The organism is Stutzerimonas stutzeri, assembly GCF_002890915.1.
GTDB classification, from domain to species: domain Bacteria; phylum Pseudomonadota; class Gammaproteobacteria; order Pseudomonadales; family Pseudomonadaceae; genus Stutzerimonas; species Stutzerimonas stutzeri_AF.
Genome location: NZ_POUT01000005.1, coordinates 154,612 through 175,687 on the forward strand (window position 1 = coordinate 154,612; position 21,076 = coordinate 175,687).

15 protein-coding genes are annotated in these 21,076 nt (G+C 66.9%); 11 read left to right on the top strand and 4 right to left on the bottom strand.

What is annotated here, in order from left to right:
• The first annotated feature begins 291 nt into the window (after positions 1–291).
• The 3 genes from coaD (at position 292) to ggt (ending at position 2,858) form a co-directional block, all read left to right on the top strand.
• Positions 292–774 carry a pantetheine-phosphate adenylyltransferase gene (gene coaD / locus CXK94_RS11170; protein ID WP_102894399.1) on the top strand — a complete coding sequence of 161 codons (483 nt, stop codon included), beginning with the start codon at positions 292–294 and terminating at the stop codon, positions 772–774.
• Positions 775–882: 108 nt separating this feature from the next.
• Positions 883–1,134 carry a YfhL family 4Fe-4S dicluster ferredoxin gene (locus tag CXK94_RS11175; protein WP_037045134.1) on the top strand — a complete coding sequence of 84 codons (252 nt, stop codon included), beginning with the start codon at positions 883–885 and terminating at the stop codon, positions 1,132–1,134.
• Complete coding sequence (gene ggt, locus CXK94_RS11180; protein ID WP_102894400.1) at positions 1,134–2,858, top strand: gamma-glutamyltransferase; 1,725 nt, start codon at positions 1,134–1,136, stop codon at positions 2,856–2,858. The genes CXK94_RS11175 and ggt overlap by 1 nt, the downstream gene beginning before the upstream one ends.
• Here the strand turns inward: ggt and CXK94_RS11185 are convergent.
• The 4 genes from CXK94_RS11185 to CXK94_RS11200 all read right to left on the bottom strand — a co-directional run bounded on the left by CXK94_RS11185 (position 2,842) and on the right by CXK94_RS11200 (position 7,111).
• Positions 2,842–4,680 (bottom strand): Na/Pi cotransporter family protein, encoded by a 1,839-nt coding sequence (locus CXK94_RS11185; RefSeq protein ID WP_102894401.1) that lies wholly within the window; start codon positions 4,678–4,680, stop codon positions 2,842–2,844. The genes ggt and CXK94_RS11185 overlap by 17 nt on opposite strands.
• 100 nt (positions 4,681–4,780) lie before the next feature.
• Positions 4,781–5,122, bottom strand: coding sequence for a multidrug transporter (locus tag CXK94_RS11190; RefSeq protein WP_102894402.1), 342 nt, complete (start codon positions 5,120–5,122; stop codon positions 4,781–4,783).
• Positions 5,123–5,235: 113 nt separating this feature from the next.
• On the bottom strand, positions 5,236–6,048 hold the full coding sequence (gene mutM, locus CXK94_RS11195; RefSeq protein WP_102894403.1) for a bifunctional DNA-formamidopyrimidine glycosylase/DNA-(apurinic or apyrimidinic site) lyase: 813 nt from the start codon (positions 6,046–6,048) through the stop codon (positions 5,236–5,238).
• A gap of 202 nt (positions 6,049–6,250) precedes the next feature.
• Positions 6,251–7,111 carry an HDOD domain-containing protein gene (locus CXK94_RS11200; protein WP_102894404.1) on the bottom strand — a complete coding sequence of 287 codons (861 nt, stop codon included), beginning with the start codon at positions 7,109–7,111 and terminating at the stop codon, positions 6,251–6,253.
• A 133-nt stretch (positions 7,112–7,244) separates the two neighbouring features.
• On the opposite strand from CXK94_RS11200, the gene CXK94_RS11205 reads away from it, so the two are divergent.
• The 8 genes from CXK94_RS11205 (at position 7,245) to CXK94_RS22540 (ending at position 21,074) form a co-directional block, all read left to right on the top strand.
• Positions 7,245–7,784, top strand: coding sequence for a type 1 glutamine amidotransferase domain-containing protein (locus CXK94_RS11205; protein ID WP_102894405.1), 540 nt, complete (start codon positions 7,245–7,247; stop codon positions 7,782–7,784).
• A gap of 103 nt (positions 7,785–7,887) precedes the next feature.
• Positions 7,888–9,084 carry a class I SAM-dependent rRNA methyltransferase gene (locus CXK94_RS11210; protein WP_102894406.1) on the top strand — a complete coding sequence of 399 codons (1,197 nt, stop codon included), beginning with the start codon at positions 7,888–7,890 and terminating at the stop codon, positions 9,082–9,084.
• Between the two features lie 249 nt (positions 9,085–9,333).
• Positions 9,334–10,452 (top strand): ABC transporter ATP-binding protein, encoded by a 1,119-nt coding sequence (locus CXK94_RS11215; RefSeq protein WP_102894407.1) that lies wholly within the window; start codon positions 9,334–9,336, stop codon positions 10,450–10,452.
• 61 nt (positions 10,453–10,513) lie between these two features.
• Positions 10,514–11,587, top strand: a complete 1,074-nt coding sequence (locus CXK94_RS11220; RefSeq protein WP_102894408.1) for an ABC transporter substrate-binding protein — start codon at positions 10,514–10,516, stop codon at positions 11,585–11,587.
• Positions 11,588–11,639: 52 nt separating this feature from the next.
• A complete protein-coding gene (locus tag CXK94_RS11225; RefSeq protein ID WP_102894409.1) occupies positions 11,640–12,869 on the top strand; it encodes an ABC transporter permease in 1,230 nt (409 codons plus the stop codon).
• A 111-nt stretch (positions 12,870–12,980) separates the two neighbouring features.
• Complete coding sequence (locus CXK94_RS11230) at positions 12,981–13,835, top strand: ABC transporter permease (protein WP_102894410.1); 855 nt, start codon at positions 12,981–12,983, stop codon at positions 13,833–13,835.
• 171 nt (positions 13,836–14,006) lie between these two features.
• Positions 14,007–14,984, top strand: coding sequence for an AraC family transcriptional regulator (locus CXK94_RS11235; RefSeq protein ID WP_102894411.1), 978 nt, complete (start codon positions 14,007–14,009; stop codon positions 14,982–14,984).
• 231 nt (positions 14,985–15,215) lie between these two features.
• Complete coding sequence (locus tag CXK94_RS22540) at positions 15,216–21,074, top strand: MBG domain-containing protein (protein ID WP_102894412.1); 5,859 nt, start codon at positions 15,216–15,218, stop codon at positions 21,072–21,074.
• The last annotated feature ends 2 nt before the right edge of the window (positions 21,075–21,076 follow it).

Here is a 21,076-nt window from a genome sequence, read left to right on the forward strand (position 1 = left end):
TTCGCCATCTATTCGTCGCGTAACTGTAAATTTTTTGCACTATCCAAACCAGGCGTCAGATAACCGTCATCGGTTATCGTCCCATTCGGTACGGCTCCAGCCAGGCCCCTTCGGCTTGACCTGAGCACCTTGCGTGATGCGCGAAAGCCACTGCCGGCAGGAGCGATCGCTGGCATAAAGCCTGAGATCGCGTAGCGATCCAGGCAAATCGCCACACAGCCTTTCAGGCTTTACGCTGCCGATACCGAGCCGCTACCATCCACACCCCCACGCATGCGTCAGGACGCCGCGATGAATCGAGTGTTGTATCCGGGAACCTTCGATCCCATCACCATGGGCCACGCCGATCTGGTGGAACGCGCCTCGCGCCTGTTCGATCAGGTGATCATCGCCGTGGCGGCCAACCCGAAGAAGAACCCGCTGTTCCCGCTGGAGCAACGCGTGGAACTGGCTCGCGAGGTCACCAAGCACCTGCCGAACGTCGAGGTCATGGGCTTTTCCACCCTGCTGGCGCACTTCGTCAAGGAGCAGAGCGCCAACATCCTGCTGCGGGGCCTGCGCGCGGTTTCCGACTTCGAATACGAATTCCAGCTGGCCAACATGAACCGCCAGCTGGCGCCCGATGTGGAGAGCCTGTTCCTCACCCCCTCGGAGAAGTACTCCTATATTTCCTCGACGCTGGTGCGCGAGATTGCCTCGCTCGGCGGGGACGTCTCCAAGTTCGTCCATCCGGCGGTGATGCAGGCGCTCAAGGAGCGCTTCGGCCAGGCCTGACGCCCGCCGTTGCTCGGCACCAGGGTGCACGAGCACGGCCGATGCGGCACAATTGGCCGGTCGTTATTTAGCTATGCCGTGGCTCGCGTCGCGGCTGGAGTTCGCTGGATGTCCCTGAAAATTACCGATGACTGCATCAACTGCGATGTGTGCGAGCCCGAGTGCCCGAACAGCGCCATTTCCCAGGGCGAGGAAATCTACGTCATCGATCCCAACCTCTGCACCGAATGCGTCGGTCACTATGACGAGCCGCAGTGCCAGCAGGTATGCCCGGTCGACTGCATCCCGCTCGACGAGAACAACGTCGAGAGCAAGGACGAGCTGATGCGCAAGTACCTGATCATCACCGGCAAGGCCTGATGATCCACGGGTGGCAGGCCCGACGCCTCTCGCGGCTGCGCGAGGGCCTCAAGGCCTCCGTCGCCCTCCTGCTGCTGTTGGCCTGCACCGTCCAGGCCAGCCCGCTGGAGAACGGCGCCGTCGCCACCGCTCACCCGCTGGCCAGCGACGTCGGCCGGCAGATCCTCCAGGCCGGCGGCAATGCCTTCGACGCCAGCGTCGCGATCAGCGCCGCCCTGGCCGTGGTCGAACCCTACGGCTCGGGCCTCGGCGGCGGCGGCTTCTTCCTCCTGCGCGAAGCCGGCGCGCCGGCCCGCCACCGCTTCCTCGATGCCCGCGAACGCGCACCGCGTTCCGCCACGCCGGACATGTACCTGCGCGACGGCGAATTCCAGCGCCAGCTGAGCCTCGACGGCCCGCTCGCCGCGGCGATTCCCGGCACGCCGGCGGCACTCGTCGAACTCGCCGAAACGCGCGGGCGCCTGCCGCTGAAAACCAGCCTGGCGCCGGCCATCGCCCTGGCGCGCGACGGCTTCGCCGTGGATGCCGTCTACCGCCAGCGTGCCGGCTGGCGCCTGGCGGCGTTGCGCGACGACGCCGAAAGCGCGCGGCTGTTCCTCGTCGCCGGCGAACTGCCCGCCGAGGGTCACCGGCTGCGCCAGCCGGAGCTGGCCGCGACCCTGGAGCGCCTCGCGACCCACGGCCACGATGGCTTCTATCGCGGCGAAGTCGCGGAAAAACTGGTCGAGGGTGTGCGTGCCGCCGGCGGCATCTGGTCGCTCGCAGACCTGGCCGACTACCGCACCGTCGAGCGCGAACCGCTGCGTTTCGCCCTCGCCGATGGCCGCGCCCTGATCGGCGCACCACCGCCCTCGGCCGGTGGGCTGATCCTCGCGCAGGGCCTGGGCATGCTCGAGCGGCTGTCCTGGCGCGAGGCCGAGCCGCTGCAGCGCAGCCACCTGGTGGTCGAGGCCCTGCGCCGCGCCTACCGCGACCGCACGCTGCTGGGCGACCCGGATTTCGTCGCCGCGCCACTGGCCCGGCTGCTGTCCGATGACTACCTCGGCCGGCTCGTCGCCGGCATCGACCGCGAACACGCCACCCCGAGCAGCGCGCTGCCGCCGGCGCCGCGCTGGCGCGAGGGCGAGCACACCACCCACTTCGCGGTGATCGACGTCGAAGGCAATGCGGTGGCCGCGACCCTGTCGCTGAACATGATGTTCGGCGCCGCCTTCACCGTACCCGGCACCGGGGTGCTGCTCAACGACGAGATGGACGACTTCGCCGCCGATATCGACGGCAGCAATGCCTATGGCCTGAAAGGCAGCAGTGCCAATGCGATCGCCGGCGGCAAACGCCCGCTGTCGAGCATGAGCCCAACCTTCATCGAAAGCGCCGAGGAATTCGCCGCCTTCGGCACGCCCGGCGGCAGCCGCATCCCGAGCATGGTGCTGCTCTCGATCCTGTCCTACCTGGATGGCGAACCGGTGCAGGCCTGGCCGGCCACGCCGCGCTACCACCACCAGTACCTGCCGGACGTGCTGCAATACGAGGCCGATGCCTTCACGCCGGCGCAACTCGAAGCGCTGCGCGCACGCGGCCACCAGCCCCGGTTGATCGAACGCGACTACGGCAACCAGCAGGTGCTCTACTGGCACAAGCCGAGCGGCACGGTGCAGGCCGCCAGCGACCCGCGCGGGATCGGCCAGGCGCTGCGGGTTCCGGCCCTCACACCTGCAGAATGACCGGCCCCTCGTCCTCGCCCAGCTGTCGCAACTGCCGGGTCAGCTCGTAGCCCTCGCCCAGCAGCAGCGCGTTGCGCAGGCTCTGGATGATGCGGCTGGCGTAGCCCAGGTCGTTCATCAGCGAGCTGGTCTGCAGGCCGTCCAGCTTCTGGCTGCGCACCGACTCGAACAGGCGCTGGCGAAATTCGCCGTCGAACCGCGCAGCGCGCTCGTCCAGCCAGTTCAGGCGCTCGCGCCAGAGTTCGTCGGGCAGTTCGGAGTGGTTCAGCGTGCGGATCTCGCGCAGCGCCTCGAGCAGGTGGCGGCGCAGTTCGACGTAGGCCTGGCGTGCGGCCGACTCGTCCTGGCGCAGGTAGTGGCCGAGGTTCTTCTGCAGGTGCTTGGCATCCTTGACCGCATCCACCAGTTGCAGGGCGGCGACCTGGCAACTCAGCCAGAACGCCTGGTGGCTTTCGTCCAGCGGCAGCTCGAGGCGCCCCATGAAGGTCAGCAGGTCGGCATAGACGCCCTTGATATGGCGCTGGTAGAGCTGCTCGGCATCCAGCGCCTGCGCTTCCGGGCGCGCATGGATCAGCGCCTCGTCGATCCGCCCCTGCTGGCGCAGCTGTTCGACCGGCAGGTAGATGGCGTGGCAGATCACCTCCAGGCTCAGCCGGGCGAGATGCTGCAGCTCCTGGGCCACCGCACTGGCGGCGGCATCCGCGGAATCCAGCGCGCGATCGTTGAGATAACGGGCATGGGTCACCCGTTCCGGCAGCGCCGACGCCAGCTCGGTGATCAGTACCGCCGGCTCGGCCCGCTCGGGCAGCAGGCGTAGCAAGAGGTTGGCCAGTTGCGTCTGCCAGGGCCAGAACAGCAGCACACCCATGGCATTGAACAGCGAATGGAACAGCGCCAGCTGGATCAGCCGGTTGTCACCCAGGCCCAGCGGGGCGGCCAGCCACTGCACCAGCCAGGTCAGCGGCACCAGCAGGGCCAGGGCCAGCACGGCGGTGGTGATATTGAACAGCACGTGCGCCAGCGCCAGGCGCTGGCCGCTGCGGTTGCCGCCGAGCGAGCCGACGAAGGCGGTGGTGACGCTCGTCCCGACATTCGCGCCGATGGCGGTCGCCAAGGCCTGGGCCAGATCCAGCTGGCCGCTGGCCAGGGCGGTCAGCGTCAGCATCAGGGTGGCGTGGCTGGACTGCAGCACCACAGTGGCGAACAGCCCGATAGCCACGAACAGCAGCTGCCCGGCCAGGCCGCCGGCATGGTAGGCGGACAGATCCACCGCGCCGCTGAAGGCGGAGAAGCCACTCTTGATCTGGTCGATGCCGAGAAAGATGAAGGCAATGCCGAGCACGATGCGCCCGGCGGCCTTGCCCTTGTCGCCGGTGAAGCTCGCCAGCACGCCGAATACCAGCAACGGCAAGGCCAGCGGACTGAGACTGACATTCTGCCCGGCCAACGCCAGCAGCCAGATGCCGGTGGTCGAGCCGAGATTGGCGCCGAACAGAATGGCGACGCCACCGGCCAGCTGGATCAGGCCGGTACTGATGAAGGCGATGGTGAGCAGCGAAACCAGCGTGCTGGACTGCAGCAGCATGGTGCCGCCGACGCCGAACAGCAGGCCCTTGAATGGCGTCGCGGTGCTGCGCGCCAGCAACTGTTCGAGCTTGCTGCCGGCCAGCTCGCGCAGCCCCTCTTCGAGGCACTGCATGCCGAACAGGAACAGCGCCAGCCCGGCGCAGAGTTCGAGCCAGCCGCCACTGGCCCAGAACGACCAGGACAATGCCAGCACACCGGCTATGGGCAGGAGGAGCTTGACGGAGCGTCTGTTCAAGGCGGGGGCTTCGCAATACGCAATGGGAGGCGAAGCCTACTGCAACGACACCGCGACCGGAAGGTTCAGGCCCTGCCGGTCGCGGCGCGGATGATGCCGATCAATTGCGGGTGTCGTAGCCGCTGGCAGTGCAGCCCAGGCAGCGGACGAAGGCCGCCTTGCCCGGCTCGACCACCAGCGCCTGGCCAGCTTCGCCGACGTTGCCGCCCAGCGCGGTGAACGGCAGGCTGACGACGAACACACCGGCGCCGATGACAGTGGCGGCGATCAGCAGCGGGCGGGCGATGATCAGGTCGCCGATCATGGAATAGGCCTTCGGCGCCTCGACGGTATACAGGGGATCGCCACTGGCATTCTGCTGGACCGTTTCCGCCTGGGCCGGCAGCGCCAGCAGGCCAGTGGTCAGAGCCAAGACAACAGCGGTGGAGCGGAACAGGTTCATGGTGTGGTCCTTCAGCTGTGCGAAACGCGGCAATTTTAGTTGTAGCGGCCACTATAGCAGCGGCCAGGGCATCCCGAGCGTGAACACCGTCAATGCCCGGGCAGTTGCCGGCTTCAGCGCTGGCAATGGCCGCAATAGACGCTGGCCCGCTGGCCGAGGCGGATCTCGCGCAGGGTCGCGCCGCAACTCTTGCAGAACTCGCCGCCGCGCCCGTAGACGAACAGCTCCTGCTGGAAATAACCCGGCTTGCCGTCGCCGCCGACGAAATCGCGCAGTGTCGTGCCGCCGCGCTCGATGGCCATGGCGAGAATCCGTTTGATCGCCTCGGCCAGCTTCAGGTAGCGCGCCCGCGAGATGCTGCCGGCGGGCCGGCGCGGGTCGATGCCGGCGGCGAACAGCGCCTCGCTCGCATAGATGTTGCCGACACCCACCACCACGGCGTTGTCCATGATGAACGGCTTGACCGCCATGCTGCGCCCGCGCGACAGGCGGAACAGTCGTTCGCCATCGAAGGCTTCGCCGAGCGGTTCCGGGCCGAGGCTGGCGAGCAGTACGTGGTTGAGCGGATCGTCGCTCCACAGCAGCGCGCCGAAGCGGCGTGGATCGGTATAGCGCAGCGCCTGGCCGGATTCGAGCAGCAGGTCGACGTGCTCGTGCTTGGCCGGCGGCAGACCGGCATCGACCAGGCGCAGGCTGCCGGACATCCCCAGATGGACGATCAACGTGCCGGCCTGGAAGCGGATCAGCAGGTACTTGGCGCGCCGCTCAACCGCCTCGATACGCTGGCCGGACAGGCGCACGTCCAGATCCTCGGGAATCGGCCAGCGCAGGCGTCGGTCGCGCACGATCACCCGGTCGACGCGCTGGCCGAGGAGATGCGGTGCGATACCGCGGCGGGTGGTTTCGACTTCGGGGAGTTCGGGCATGGCGAATCGGCAGGCTGGAGCGAAAAGGGGGGAAATCCTAGCATGAGCTGGAAGCCAAACATTGCCCCGGCTTCGAGCTTCAGACTTGGCAGTCCTGCGGACTGCATCGCCCCGAGGTCGGGCCTCCCACAAGGGTTCGGTGGATGCTCGCTGCTTTGTGGGCGCGCCCTCGCGGCGATGCTTTTGAGCTTCTGCTGCTTTATTACCCCAGCTCGCGGATGCTTTCCTTGAGGCAGAGAAAGTCGTATTCCGACAGCCCGACGTATTCCAGGACCAGCTGCGCGATGCTCTCCCATTCGTGGTCCTCGGCCTGGTCGCCCAGCACCCGGTGGCAGGCGCAGATGTGCTCGGCCATCTTGAGGATCGCCAGCAGCGTCTTGATCTGCGCATCACGCCCGGAATCGTCGGAAAACAGCGACAGCGCATTGTGATGGCTGGCGATGGCATCGCACAGGTGCAGCGGCAGGTTCCACGACTTGGCGGTGAAGTAGCCGACCACCGCATGGTTGGTGCTGAGCACGCGATTCTCGACGTCGACGATGCGCTGGCCGGCGCCGGTGCTGGCATAGGCCTCCTCCAGCACCGCCATGTAGCCGGGAAAGCGCTTGAGCATCAGCGGGATGCCGCAATTGTGGAACAGCCCCAGGGTGTAGGCCTCGTCCGGCGCCTGGTAGCCGATGCGCTTGGCCAGCGTCAGGCAGGCCATGGCGACATCCTGCGCGGTGTCCCAGAAGCGGCTGAGCGTGACGATGGTCTCATCGCTCATCTCGCCCTTGATCGACTGCGCGTTGATCAGGTTGATCACCGAATCGCAGCCCAGCAGGTTGACCGCCTGCTGGATCGAGGCGATGCGGTTGGCCAGGCCGAAATAAGGCGAGTTGACGATCTTCAGCAGCGCGCCGGAGAGCCCCGGGTCCTGGCTGATCAGCCGGGCAATGGCCTTGAGATCCGGCACTGGCATGACCTGCTCCATCTGCAGGTCGACCATGATCTGCGGTTGCGGCGGCACGCTGATGCCCTGCAGCACCCGGCGTATCTGTTCGGCGGTAAGTTCAACGGCCATGGGAAGGGCGCTCGGAACGGACGGAGAAGGCAAAGTGCCAGCGGCACGCAAGTGCGAACTTTGGCCGAGATGCAGGTCCGATTTCAAGTGACCCGCATTCCGCGGGCCCGGGAACATAGACGGAGGCACACTCATGGCTCATCCCCTGACAGGCAAGCGCGTGGCGGCACTGGTGACCGACGGCTTCGAGCAGGTCGAACTGACCGGCCCCAGGCAGGCCCTCGAACACGCCGGCGCGCGGGTCGACATCGTGTCAGCCAGGCCTGGCAAGGTCACCGGCTGGAACCACACCACCCCGGCCGACACCTTCGGCGTCGAGCACACCTTCGACGCCATCCGCATGGAGGACTACGACGCGCTGCTGCTGCCCGGCGGCGTGGTCAACGCCGATACCATCCGCACCGACGAAATGGCCCAGGAACTGGTGCGCGATGCGGCGCGCACCGACAAGACCATCGCGGTGATCTGCCACGGCGGCTGGCTGCTGATCTCCGCCGACCTGGTACGCGGCAAGCGCATGACCAGCTGGCCGTCGCTGGCCGACGATCTGAAGAACGCCGGCGCCGACTGGGTCGACGAACAGCTGGTGGTCGACGGCCAGCTGATCAGCAGCCGCAAGCCGGACGACATCCCGGCCTTCGGCAAGGCGCTGGTCGCAGCGCTGGGGGGCTGACAAAGCGCCAAGCGCCGAGCTCGCGAAGCTTTTTCTTGCAGCTTGTGGCTTGCAGCTTGCCGCTCTCGTTTAAAATGCCCGCCTTTTTCCGGGAGCCTCGCCGATGACCCTGCCCAGCCTGCGCCTCAAAGCCAATGCCGATCGCCGCCTGCGCGCCGGCCATCTGTGGGTCTACAGCAACGAGGTGGACACCGCGGCGACGCCGCTGTCGGGCTTCGCCGCCGGCGACCAGGCGATCCTCGAGGCCGCCGGCGGCAAGCCGCTGGGCATCGTCGGCGTGTCGCCGAACAACCTGATCTGTGCCCGCCTGCTGTCACGCGACCTCAAGCACAGCCTGGACAAGTCGCTGCTGGTGCACCGCATCAAGGTGGCCCTGAGCCTGCGCGAGCGGCTGTTCGAGCAGCCCTGCTACCGCCTGGTCTACGGCGATTCCGACCTGCTGCCGGGGCTGGTGGTCGATCGCTTCTTCGACATCCTCGTGGTCCAGCTCGCCTCGGCGACCATGGAACGCAACCGGGACGCCGTGCTCGAAGCGCTGGTGCAGGTGCTCAAGCCCAGCGGCGTGCTGTGGAAGAACGATTCCAGCGCCCGCGATGCCGAAGGCCTGGAACGCTACGTCGACACCGCCTTCGGCGTGGTGCCCGAATGGGTGGCGCTGGAAGAGAACGGCGTGAAGTTCGAAGCCCCGGTACTGCAGGGCCAGAAGACCGGCTGGTTCTATGACCACCGCATGAACCGCGCGCGGCTGGCGCCCTACGTCAAGGGCAAGCGCGTGCTCGATCTGTTCAGCTACATCGGCGGCTGGGGCGTGCAGGCTGCGGCCTTCGGCGCCAGCGAGGTGTTCTGCGTCGACGCCTCGGCCTTCGCCCTCGATGGCGTCGAGCGCAACGCCGCGCTCAACGGCGTGGCGGAAAAAATGACCTGCGTCGAGGGTGATGCCTTCGAGGCGATGAAGGAGCTGAAGAATGCCGAGGAGCGCTTCGATGTGGTCATCACCGATCCGCCGGCCTTCATCAAGCGCAAGAAGGACCTGAAGAACGGCGAGGCCGCCTACCGCCGCCTCAATGAAACCGCCATGCGCCTGCTCACCAAGGACGGTATTCTGGTCAGCGCCAGTTGCTCCATGCACCTGCCCGAGGACGACCTGCAGAACATCCTGCTCGGCAGCGCCCGCCATCTGGACCGCAACATCCAGCTGCTCGAACGCGGTGCCCAGGGCCCGGACCATCCGGTGCACCCGGCAATCGCCGAGACGCGCTACATCAAGAGCCTGACCTGCCGCATCCTGCCCAACGCCTGAGCAGCCGCACCTGCCGGGTGCATCCGCCCGGCAGGTGCATTCGCGCCCCGCGCGCCAGCGCGACTCGCGCAACGCCTGGTCTGGTCTAGGCTGAACTGCAGGGGACGCTGCTTTTCGATGCGCCCGGCCTTTGCGCTGGCGTGCTTATTGCTTCCCGCCGTTACTCGAACAACGACCACAACAACCGTGAACGGCCTGCTGTACGCAACGGATATGGGCCCTGCCGTTGCCAAGGCATAGGGAAAGGTTATGGACGATCAAGCCGGGGACCGACCGTTCCTGCAGTTTCGCAATGTGAAGAAGACCTACGACCACAAGACGCTGGTGGTCAAGGACTTCAACCTGGACGTGGCCAAGGGCGAGTTCATCACCCTGCTCGGCCCCTCCGGCTCGGGCAAGACCACCTGCCTGATGATGCTCGCCGGCTTCGAGGACGTGACCAGCGGCGAGATCCTGATCGACGGCCGCCCGGTCACCAGCATCGCGCCCTACCGGCGCAACATCGGCATGGTCTTCCAGCAGTACGCGCTGTTTCCGCACATGACCATCCGCGAGAACCTCGCCTACCCGCTGAAAATCCGCAAGCAAACACGCGAGGAGATCGAGCGGCGCGTCGAGCAATACCTGGCGCTGATCGAACTGCAGCACTTCGGCGGCCGCTACCCCGCGCAGCTCTCCGGCGGCCAGCGCCAGCGCGTGGCCCTGGCACGCGCATTGATCTTCAACCCCGACATCGTGCTGATGGACGAGCCGCTCGGCGCGCTGGACAAGAAGCTGCGCGAGCAAATGCAGTTCGAGATCAAGCGCCTGCACGACCAGCTCGGCTTCACGGTGATCTACGTCACCCATGACCAGACCGAGGCGCTGACCATGTCCGACCGCATCGCCGTGTTCGACCAGGGCGTGGTACAGCAGTGCGCGCCGCCGCACGTGCTCTACGAACGCCCGGCCAACCTGTTCGTCGCCGATTTCATCGGCGAGAGCAACAAGCTGCGCGGCGCGATCGAGGCGGTCGAGGCCGACAGCGTCCGCGTGCGCCTGGAGGACGGCGGCCTGGTCAGCGCCCTGAAAGCCAACTGCTGCGACCTGGGCCAGCCGACCACGGTGTCGATCCGCCCGGAGAAGCTCACCTTCACCGAACGCCTGGGCGATGCCGGCAACCGGGTCCGCGCCCGTTTCGTCACCAGCCACTACGTCGGCGAATACATCCGCTACCACTTCGAGACCGCCAACGGCAGCGAACTGGTGGTGAAGAACATGAACGACAGTTCGGCGCCACCACTCGCGCCGGGCGACGAAATTGCCCTGGCCTGGCTGCCGCAGGACAGCCAGGCCCTGGATGGGCAGGAAGCCCCCAAACCGGTGTAGCAGCTATGACTTGCAGCACCACGACGCATCACCTCACTGCAACAGGCAACGGAGCACACACATGGCTAGATCACTGACTACCAGCGTTTCCGCATTCGCCCTGAGCGCCGCGCTGGCCGCGGCATCCCTCACCGCCAGCGCCCAGGAATCGCTGACGGTGGTGTCCTGGGGCGGCGCCTACGGCGCGGCGCAGCAGAAACACGTCATCGACCCGTTCCAGAAGGACACCGGCGTCAGGGTGCTGTTCGAGGACTACTCCGGCGGCATCGCCGAGATGAAGGCGCAGGTCGAGTCCGGCAACATCCAGTGGGACGTGGTCGACTTCGAAGTGATCGACCTCGAACGCGCCTGCTCCGAAGGCCTGCTGGAAGAAGTGCCGCGCGACATCCTGCCGCCGGGCGACGACGGCACGCCGGCCGCCGAGGACTTCATTCCCGAGGCGCTGGCCAGCGAATGCGCGGTCGGCAACATCGTCTGGTCGGTGGTGTTCGCCTACAACGAGCGCACCATCGGCGGCACCAAGGCCGAAACCCTGGCGGACTTCTTCGACACCGCCAAGATTCCCGGCAAGCGCGCCCTGCGCAAACGCCCGCAGGTGAACATGGAGTGGGCGCTGCTGGCCGACGGCGTGGCGCCGGAGGATGTCTACGAGGTGCTCGGCACGCCGGAAGGCCAGCAGCGCGCCTTCGCCAAGCTGGACACCCTGAAGAAGGACATCGTCTGGTTCGAATCCTGGTCGCAGGCGCCGCAACTGCTCAACGACGGCGGCGCGGTACTGGTGCAATCGGCCAACGGACGCTTCTACGACTCGATCCGCCAGGAAGGCAAACCCTTCGTCATCGTCTGGGACGGCCACGTCTACGACCTCGATGCCTGGGCCGTGCTCAAGGGCACGCCGAAGAAGGACCTGGCCTTCAAGTTCATCGCCTATGCCACCCAGTCCAAGCCGCTGGCCGGCATGCCCGACGTCGCCTATGGTCCGACGCGCAAGTCGTCCATGCCGCTGGCGGACCAGAGCGCCGCGCCGCACCTGCCGACCGCGCACCTGGACGAGGGCATCCAGGCCGGTTCGGAGTTCTGGGCCGATCATGGTGAATCCCTCGGCGAGCGCTTCAACGAGTGGCTGCTGAAGTGATCATCCTGCGCCCCTTCGCTCCGGCGCAGGGGCGCTGCACCGGAGTATCGCCTTGACCATTCTGACCCGTGCCGAAGCCGGCCAGGCCAGCGTCAGCCGGCGCAAGAAGCGCCTGCTGGCCTTCGCTTTCGTCGTGCCGCTGCTGCTGTTTCTCCTGCTGAGCTTCGTCGCGCCCATCGCCAGCATGCTCTGGCGCAGCGTCTACCACCCTACCGTCGCCGAGCTGATTCCCGCCACCCTGGAACGGCTCGGCCAGTGGGACGGTACGGGAACGCCGGAACCCGCCATCCTGGCGGTATTCGTCGAAGAACTGCACGGGTTGGCCAAGGAACGCCGGTCCGGCAAGCTGGCCGAGGAACTCAACCGGACGCAGGCGGGCATGTCCAGCATGGTCAAGTCGACCGCGCGCCGGGTCGGCCGGCTGAGCCCCGAGGAACTCCAGCAGCAGGGGGTGCAAACCCTGCTCGACGCCCATCGCAACTGGTCGAGAACGGAAACCTGGCTGGCGGTCCAACGCGCCGGTCAGGTCTATACCTACAACTACTACCTGACCGCGCTGGACCTGGAGCTGCATCCCGAGCATGGCATCCAGGCCCGCGACACCGAAATCTATCGTCAGCTCTACGCCAAGACGCTGAAGATGGCGCTGGCGATCACCGCCCTCTGCGCCCTGCTCGGCTATCCGCTGGCCTACTACCTGGCCAGCCTGCCGAGCAACCGCGCCAACCTGCTGCTGGTGCTGGTGCTGCTGCCGTTCTGGACCTCGCTGCTGGTGCGTACCACCGCCTGGATCGCACTGCTGCAGACCAACGGCGTGATCAACAGCTTCCTGCAGGGCATCGGCCTCATCGCCGCGCCGTTCGAGATGCTCTACACCTCGTTCGCCACCGTGCTGGCGATGACCCACATCCTGCTGCCGTTCATGATCCTGCCGCTGTACAGCGTGATGCGCGGCATCGATCCCAGCTACCTGCGCGCCGCCCTCTCGCTCGGTGCCCGGCCGCTGCCGGCGTTCGCCCGCATCTATTTCCCGATGACCCTGCCGGGGCTGAGCGCCGGCGCGCTGCTGGTGTTCATCATCTCGGTGGGCTACTACATCACCCCGGCGCTGGTCGGCGGCACCGACGGGCAGATGATCAGCAACATCATCGCCTTCCACATGCAGTCGTCGAACAACTGGGAGCTGGCCGCCGCGCTGGGCTCGCTGCTGCTGGCGCTGATCCTGCTGCTGTACTGGGTGTACGACCGTTTCGTCGGTGCCGGCAGCATCAAACTCGGATGATATCGAGCGGCAAGCTTCAAGCCACAAGCTTAAAGCCAGGGCCGCTCCGCCTTTGCTCTTACTTAAAGCTTGAAGCTTGCGGCTTACAGCTATTTCTCAGGATGACATGCAATGAAAACCCCATCCTATTACGGCTTCTGGCATCACCTGGGCAACCGGCTGCTCAAGCTATTCTCCTGGCTGGTGCTGCTGTTCCTGATCCTGCCGATCCTGGTGATCGTGCCGCTGTCGTTCAACGCCGAGCCGTTCTTCAGCTTCACCGAAGGCATGCTCCGCCTGCAGCCAGAGGCCTGGTCGCTGCGCTGGTACGAGCAGGTGTTCAATGACCCGCGCTGGCTGCTGGCGATCAGGAACAGCTTCGTCATCGGCTTCTTCGCCACCCTGCTGGCGACCGTGCTCGGCACCTGCGCGGCGGTGGGCCTGGCCCGCGAGGACATGCCGCTGCGACGCTTCATCACCGCGCTGCTGCTGTCGCCGATGATCGTCCCGCTGATCATCACCGCGGCCGGGATGTTCTTCTTCTACTCCAGCCTGAACCTCGCCGGCAGCCACCTGGGGGTGATCATCGCCCATGCGGCGCTGGGCACGCCGTTCGTGATCATCACCGTCACCGCGACGCTGACCGGCTTCGACTACTCGCTGGCACGCGCCGCGCTGAACCTCGGCGCCTCGCCACTGCGGGTGTTCCTCGACGTGATCCTGCCGCTGATCCGCCCCGGGGTGATTTCCGGCGCGCTGTTCGCCTTCATCACCTCGTTCGACGAAGTGGTGGTGGTGCTGTTCATGGCCGGTCCGCAGCAGCGCACCATCCCGCGGCAGATGTTCTCGGGCCTGCGCGAGCAGATCAACCCGAGCATCCTGGCCATCGCCACCCTCCTGATCCTGGTCTCCATCGCCCTGCTGGTGACCATCGAGCTGCTGCGCCGCCGCGCCGAACGCCTGCGCGGCATAGAGCTGATCGAGTAGGCCCACGCCAGCTCGGGCTGGCGCCAGATCAGTCAGAGTGCGACGGCCGTCACGCTTGACGAGCGAGGCCCTGGCCGCCAGATAGCCATCCCCGCCGCGCTTATGCATAGTCGGCCCTGGCGCAGGCAGCCGGGGGCGGCCGCCATCGCGCCTTCTCGAAAAGGAGAGGCCATGACAAACCTGGAACCACCACCCGGCCTGTCTTCCGTCGACCTGGAATCCCGCCTGATCGAACAGGAGCTGGCACTGCTGTTCGACGAGCCGCCGGCCGGCTCGCGCAAGCCCCAGCAGCGCGACAGGCTGCCACCACGATCGCTGGAAGACCCGCGGGTCATCAAGGCGGTGCGCCTGATCGAGGCCCGGGCGGACCAGCCGCTCAGCCTCGATCGCATCGCCGCCCACGCCAACCTGAGCCCGTCGCGCTTCCAGCGCCGCTTTCTCGAGGTGATGGGCGAAAGCCCCGGCGAATACCTGCGGCGCACCCGCCTGGACCAGGCGGCGATCTTCCTCATCATCAGCCAGCAGTCGGTACTGTCGATCGCCTTGTCGGTGGCCTATGCCAGCCACGAGGCCTTCATCCGCGCCTTCCACCGCCAGTTCGGCCTGGTGCCGACCCAGTACCGCCAGTTCGCCCGCCAGGCTTCCACACCACTGGCGCCGGAAGACGAGCCGCGGGTCGGCCAGGTGCGGGTGGCGTCGTTTCCGTCGCAGCCGGTGCTGGCCATGCGTTTCTATGGCAGCTATGCGCGGGTCGAGGAAAACTGGCAGCGCTTCGCCGAAATTCTCGAGCAAGCCGGTTTCCCCCTGGCCGATCTCCAGGCCATCGGCATCATCCAGGACAACCCGGAAATCACCCCCAACGACCTGGTGCGCTACGACTGTGCCCTGATCGATACCGGCCTCGGCCTCGAGCATCCGGCCCTCTCGCGCCTGAGCCTGCCGGCCGCGCGCTTCGCCTGCCTGGAACACCGCGCGCCCTACAGCCACATCTTCCCGGTCTACCGCACCATCGGCTCGGTCTGGGGACCGCGTTCCGGCGAGCGCTTCGGCGCCAGCGGGCCGGGCGCCCTGGAGCGCTACCGGCGACCACCCTGGCTGGACCGCGGCGGCGAGAAATGGCTGGATGTGACCATCAGGCTGGAAGGCTGAAAGACAGGCCCGATAACGGCGCAAGCGCCCTGCCATAGGATGGGTGCAACCCATCGATTGCCCATGGACTGGCGCCTCCGCGTCCGTCCCTCCCGCCAAGCCCGGCATGGAGCCTTCGCAGCCCGCAACAGCCAGGCGAAAGACAGCAAACTCTATCAAGAAAAGCCCCTCTCCCCTCCGCACCCTGTCCGGCTGCAACCGCTATCGGGCAGCGCTAACAAGGGGGGAGGCATGAACCGAGTCTTCAACGTCATCTGGAACCACGCGTTGGGCGCATGGAACGTCGCCAGCGAACATGCCAGCCGGCGCGGCAAGCGTGGCGCCTCGGCCCGGCGCGCGGGCGGCACCCTGGCGCTGGGCATCGCCGCGCTCAACCCGGCCTGGGCATGGGCCGCCGACCTGCCCAGCGGCGGGCAGGTCGTCCTCGGCAACGGGCAAATCGGCACGCCCTCAGCCAGCCAGATGGTCATCGACCAGGCCAGCGGCAAGCTCGCCATCAACTGGCAGAGCTTCGATATCGGCGCCGGCCACAAGGTCACCTTCAACCAGCCGGGCAGCGACTCCATCGCGCTGAACCGCGTATTGGGTTCGGATGGCTCGACCATCATGGGCCAGCTCGATGCCAACGGCCGGGTATTCCTGGTCAACCCCAACGGCGTACTGTTCGGCGCCGGCGCGCAGGTCAACGTCGGCGCCCTGGTGGCCTCGACGCTGGACATCAGCAACGAGGATTTCGCCGCCGGCAATTACCGATTCAAGGGCGATGGCTCCAACGCCTCCGTCATCAACCAGGGCACGCTCATGGCCAGTGACGGCGGCGCCGTGGCCCTGCTCGGCGGCACGGTCAGCAACCAGGGCGTGATCGTCGCCAATAGCGGCACGGTGGCGCTGGCGGCGGGCAATGCCGTGACCCTGGACTTCGCCGGCGACGGGCTGCTCAACGTGCAGGTCGACGAGGCCACGAAGGATGCCCTGGTGGAGAACCGCCAACTGATCCAGGCCGACGGCGGGCAGGTGCTGCTGACCGCCCAGGCGGCGGACGCGCTGCTCAGGACCGTGGTCAACAACGACGGCATCATCGAAGCGCGGACGCTGGGCGAGAAGAACGGCAAGGTCGTGCTGAACGGCGGCGACGAGGGCAGCGTGCAGGTGGCCGGCACCCTGGACACCAGCGCCACCACCGGCCAGGGCGGTGCCATCGAGGTGACGGGAGCGAACGTCGCCCTGGCCGATGCCACCCTGGACGCCTCCGGCGCCACTGGCGGCGGCAGCGTCAAGGTCGGCGGCGACTGGCAGGGCACCGGCACCCTGACCCGCGCGCAGGCCACCACGGTGGACGCGGCCAGCACGCTCAAGGCCGACGCCACGCACAACGGCGACGGCGGCACGGTCGTCGTCTGGTCCGACCAGCACACCAGCTACCAGGGCCATATCAGCGCCAAAGGCGGCGCGCAGGGCGGCGATGGCGGCCAGGCGGAAGTCTCCGGCAAGGCGGTTCTGGGCTTCACCGGCACCGTGGACCTCTCCGCCGCCCACGGCGCCTTCGGCGACCTGCTGCTGGACCCGTACGACCTCACCATCAGCAGCGGCACAGGGGGTAGCGCCACTGCCACGGCGGACGACTCCACCTTGGGCGCGGACACCCTCGAAGGGCTGCTGGCCGACGCCAACGTCACCGTCTCCACCGGCACGGCCGGCAGCCAGAATGGCGACATCACCGTAGCCTCGGCGGTGAGCTGGGACGCCAATACCACGCTGACCCTGAACGCGGCGGGCAATATCGACATCGACGCGGCCATCACCGCCAGCGGCGAAAGCGCCGGGCTGGCGTTGAACTACGGCGGCACCGAGGGCGTCGCCGGCGCCACAGCCGCCAGTGGCACCGACTACAACGTCAACGCGCCCGTCACCCTCTCCGGCGCTGATGCCACGCTGAGCATTAATGGCAGCGACTACACCCTGATCCACTCGATGGAGCAACTGGACGCCATCGACAGCACCGGTCTCTCCGGTCACTACGCCCTGGCGCAGGATCTAGATGCCAGCGATAGCCCCTACACCAGCGCGCTGGTGGGCATCGACGCGGCCAATGCCTTCACCGGCACCTTCGCCGGGCTGGGACACGCCATCGGAAACCTGACCATCAGCGCCTCCGGCAGCGACTACGTCGGCCTGTTCGGCTACACCGGCAGCGGCAGTACCCTGCGCGACGTTGGGCTGCAAGGCGGCAGCGTGACCGGCAACAGCTACGTCGGCGGGCTGGTCGGTTACAACGATGGCGGCAGCATCGTGGACGCCTACGCCACCGTCGATGTGACCGGCGCCCACGTCACCGGCGGGCTGGTCGGCGCCAACGTCGGCGGCGGCAGCATCCTGCGCGCCTACGCCACTGGCTGGGTCAATGCCACCGCCTCGGAAGGATTGGGTTGGGCCGGCGGACTGATCGGACAGAACGCCGGCAGCATCAGCCAGTCCTACGCCAGCGGCGGCGTCACCGGCGACTACTACGTTGGCGGGCTGGTCGGTCACAACGGCAACGGCACCGTCACCGATAGCTATGCCCTGGGCAATGTCCACGGCCAATGGGACGTCGGTGGGCTGATCGGCTACAACGTCGGCGGCACGGCCACTAACGTCTATGCCGCAGGCCGGGTGACGCGCAACTGGCAGGGCGGCGGCGGCCTCTCGGCACTGGTCGGCTATGCTGGCACCGTCACCAATGGCTACTGGAACAGCGACACCACCGGCATTTCCGGCGGCCTGACCACGGCGCAATTGCAGGCCGGACTTCCCGACGGCTTCGATCCGGCCATCTGGAACATCGTTACCGGCCAGAGCTACCCCTATCTGAGCTGGCAGTTCGCCGCCGGCAGCACGCCGGTGACCCTTTCCGGCATCTCCGACTACTCCAACGCTTCCGGCACCAACAGCACCAACAGCAGTCACAGCATCAGCGTCTACGCCGACGACGCTCTGCTGGGCAGTTCCGGCATTGGCGCCAACGGTTACTACTACGTGCTGGCGTCAGCCGACAGCCTGCAAGACAGCGCTGTGACCATGATGGAGAAGACCACCCCGAATAGCAGCGCCATCTGGTCCGCGCGCCTGCGCGACCATGTGAGCGGCGGCACCGACGACCTCGACCTCAACTACGGCTGGCTGACCATCGACGCCGGAGCCGATGCCGAGGCATTCTCGCAGCTCGACAGCCTCATCGAGGCAGCCGGCTTCACCGACGCCCTGCAGGCCCTGAGAAGCTGGCGCTTGAATGTCGCCGCCAGCGACTTCGCCTTGGACGAAAACATCATCCTGGACGATGGCGCCCTGGCACTCAACGGCGGCAGCGACACCACCTTCACGCCCGAGGCCGGCATCGACGTCGGCACCTTCCAGCTCGAGGGCGGCCACTGGTACGAAGTCGGCGCGCTGAGCAGCTTCCAGGCCGGCAACTTCCAATTGCTCGGCGGCACCTTCCTTCGCGCCAGCGGCGGCGCAGGCACGACCGACGCCCCCTGGCAACTGATCGATGTCTACGGCCTGCAGGGCATGGACGGCTTCCTCGCCGGGCATTTCGCTCTGGCCAACGACATCGATGCCAGCGGCACCCTGGGCTGGTCGCGGATCACCGACGACGCTTACTGGAGCGGGTTCGATCCGATCAGCGATGCCGCCAGCCCCTTCACCGGCAGCCTCGATGGCAACGGTTACAGCATCCGCGGCCTGAGCATCTACCGCTACGACGGCAGCGCCGTCGGCTTGTTCGGTGTCACCGGTGCCGGCAGCGTGATCCGTGACCTCGGCCTGGTGGCCACCGTCCCCTACGCGGCGGAGTACCCGGAATATGCAGGCTACTACAGCACCTACGTCTACGGCACGGGCAACGTGGGTACCCTGGCCGGCATCAATGGCGGGCTGATCGAGAACGTCCAGGTACTGGGCATCGATCACGTCTATTCCGGCGGCGTCTACGGTAGTTCCTCGACCGGCGGCCTGGTCGGCCTCAACGAAAGCACCGGGGTGATCCACAACGCCTACGCCACCACCACCGTCACCAGCGACGGTGGCTATGCGGGCGGCCTGGTCGGCCAGAACCTGGGCAGCATCGAGAACAGCTACGCCACCGGCACAGTCGATGGCGAAGGCCGTATCGGCGGACTGGTGGGACTGAACAGCGGCAGCATCAGTGCCAGCTACGCCGCCGGCGTAGTGGCCGGTGGCACCGATGTCGATGGCGAGATCGGTGGTCTGGTGGGTGAGAACCGGGGCACGGTGGCCAACAGCTACGCCAGCGGCGATGTCAGCGGGCGCGGCGACATCGGCAGCCTGGTGGGCTACAACAACGATGGCAGGGTGCAGGACAGCTATGCCCTTGGCACGGCCAGTGGTGACGGCATCGTCGGCGGTCTGGTGGGCTGGAACGGCGGCACGGTGGAGACCAGCTTCTATGCCACCACCGACGCCAACGGTGCCGACATCACCGCCGGCCTGAGCGAGGACGACATCGCGCGTGCCGGTACGCCCAAGACCCATGCCGAGCTGATCAACCTGTCCACCTTCGCCGACGCCGGCTGGAGCATCGACGACGAAGGCGGCACCGGCCTGACCTGGCGCATCTACGAAAGCAGCACCACACCGCTGCTGCGCAGCTTCCTGACCGCGGCGACCGTGACTGTGGACGGCAGCCTGGGCAGCAAGACCTACGACGGTAGCGCCGCCAGCGGCAGCTTGGGTAGCTACGCCGCGTCGCTGGCGGATGGCAGCAGCGCCGACACAGGGTTGATCGACGGCACGCTGGACTACGCCACCACTGGCGCCAATGCCGACGACTACACCCTGGCCGATGGCACCTTGACCCTGGGCGGCCTGCATTCCGGCCAGCAGGGCTATGACATCAGCTATGCCGGCACGGCCAGCTACGTCATCAACAAGGCCACGCTGACCTACGTGGCCAACGCCGCCAGCAGCACCTATGGCCAGCTCCCCACCGGCCTGACCGGCACGGTGACCGGCTTCGTCAACGGCGAGACCCAGGCCAGCGCCACCACCGGCAACCTGGCCTTCGGTACCATCGCAACCGGCCAGAGCAATGTCGGCAGCTACGCCATCGACGGCGGCGGGCTGAGCGCGGACAACTACGTGTTCGTACAGGATTCGAGCAACGCCACCGCGCTGACCATCGACCCGGCGGCGCTGACCATCACCGCCAACAACGACAGCAAGACCTACGGTCAGACCGCGAATCTGTCCGGCTACGATATCGACGGCCTGGTCAACGGCGACAGCGTGAGCCGCGTCGATCTGTCCAGCAGCGGCAGCGCGGCGACCGCAACGGTGGGCAGCTACACGATCAGCGCGGCCAACGCCGACGGCTCGGGCCTGTCGAACTACGACATCACCTATGTCGATGGCACGCTGACCGTCGGCAAGGCCGGGCTGACCATCACCGCCAACGACGCCAGCAAGACCTACGGGCAGACCGCGAACCTGTCCTACACCGCCAATGGCCTGGTCAACGGCGACAGCGTGAGCAGCGTCGACCTGTCCAGCAGCGGCAGCGCGGCGACCGCAACGGTGGGCAGCTACACGATCAGCGCGGACAACGCCGACGGCACGGGCCTGTCGAACTACGACATCACCTATGTCGATGGCACGCTGACCGTCGGCAAGGCCGGCTTGACCATCACCGCCAACGACGCCAGCAAGACCTACGACGGCCTGGCCTGGAGCAGAGGCAACGGGGTGAGCTACAGCGGCTTCGTCAATGGCGAGGACGCGTCCGTGCTCGACGGCACGCTGGTCTACGGTGGCAGCGCCCAGGGTGCCGTGAATGCCGGCCGCTACAGTCTCACGGCCAGCGGCCTGAGCGCCGGCAACTATGCCATCAGCTACGTCGACGGCACGCTCGTCATCAGCGGACAGCCCGTTGTCGAGCCGACCCTGCCACCGCCCAGCGCACCGCCAGCCTATGGCGACATCCTCGCCTCGCTGACCTTCGCGCGCAGCGAAGACTTGCGCCGCGCCGAGCCCACCGACACCCCGCTGCCCTACCAGGTCGTCGCCAGCGGCATTCAACTACCGGAAGGAATCTGACC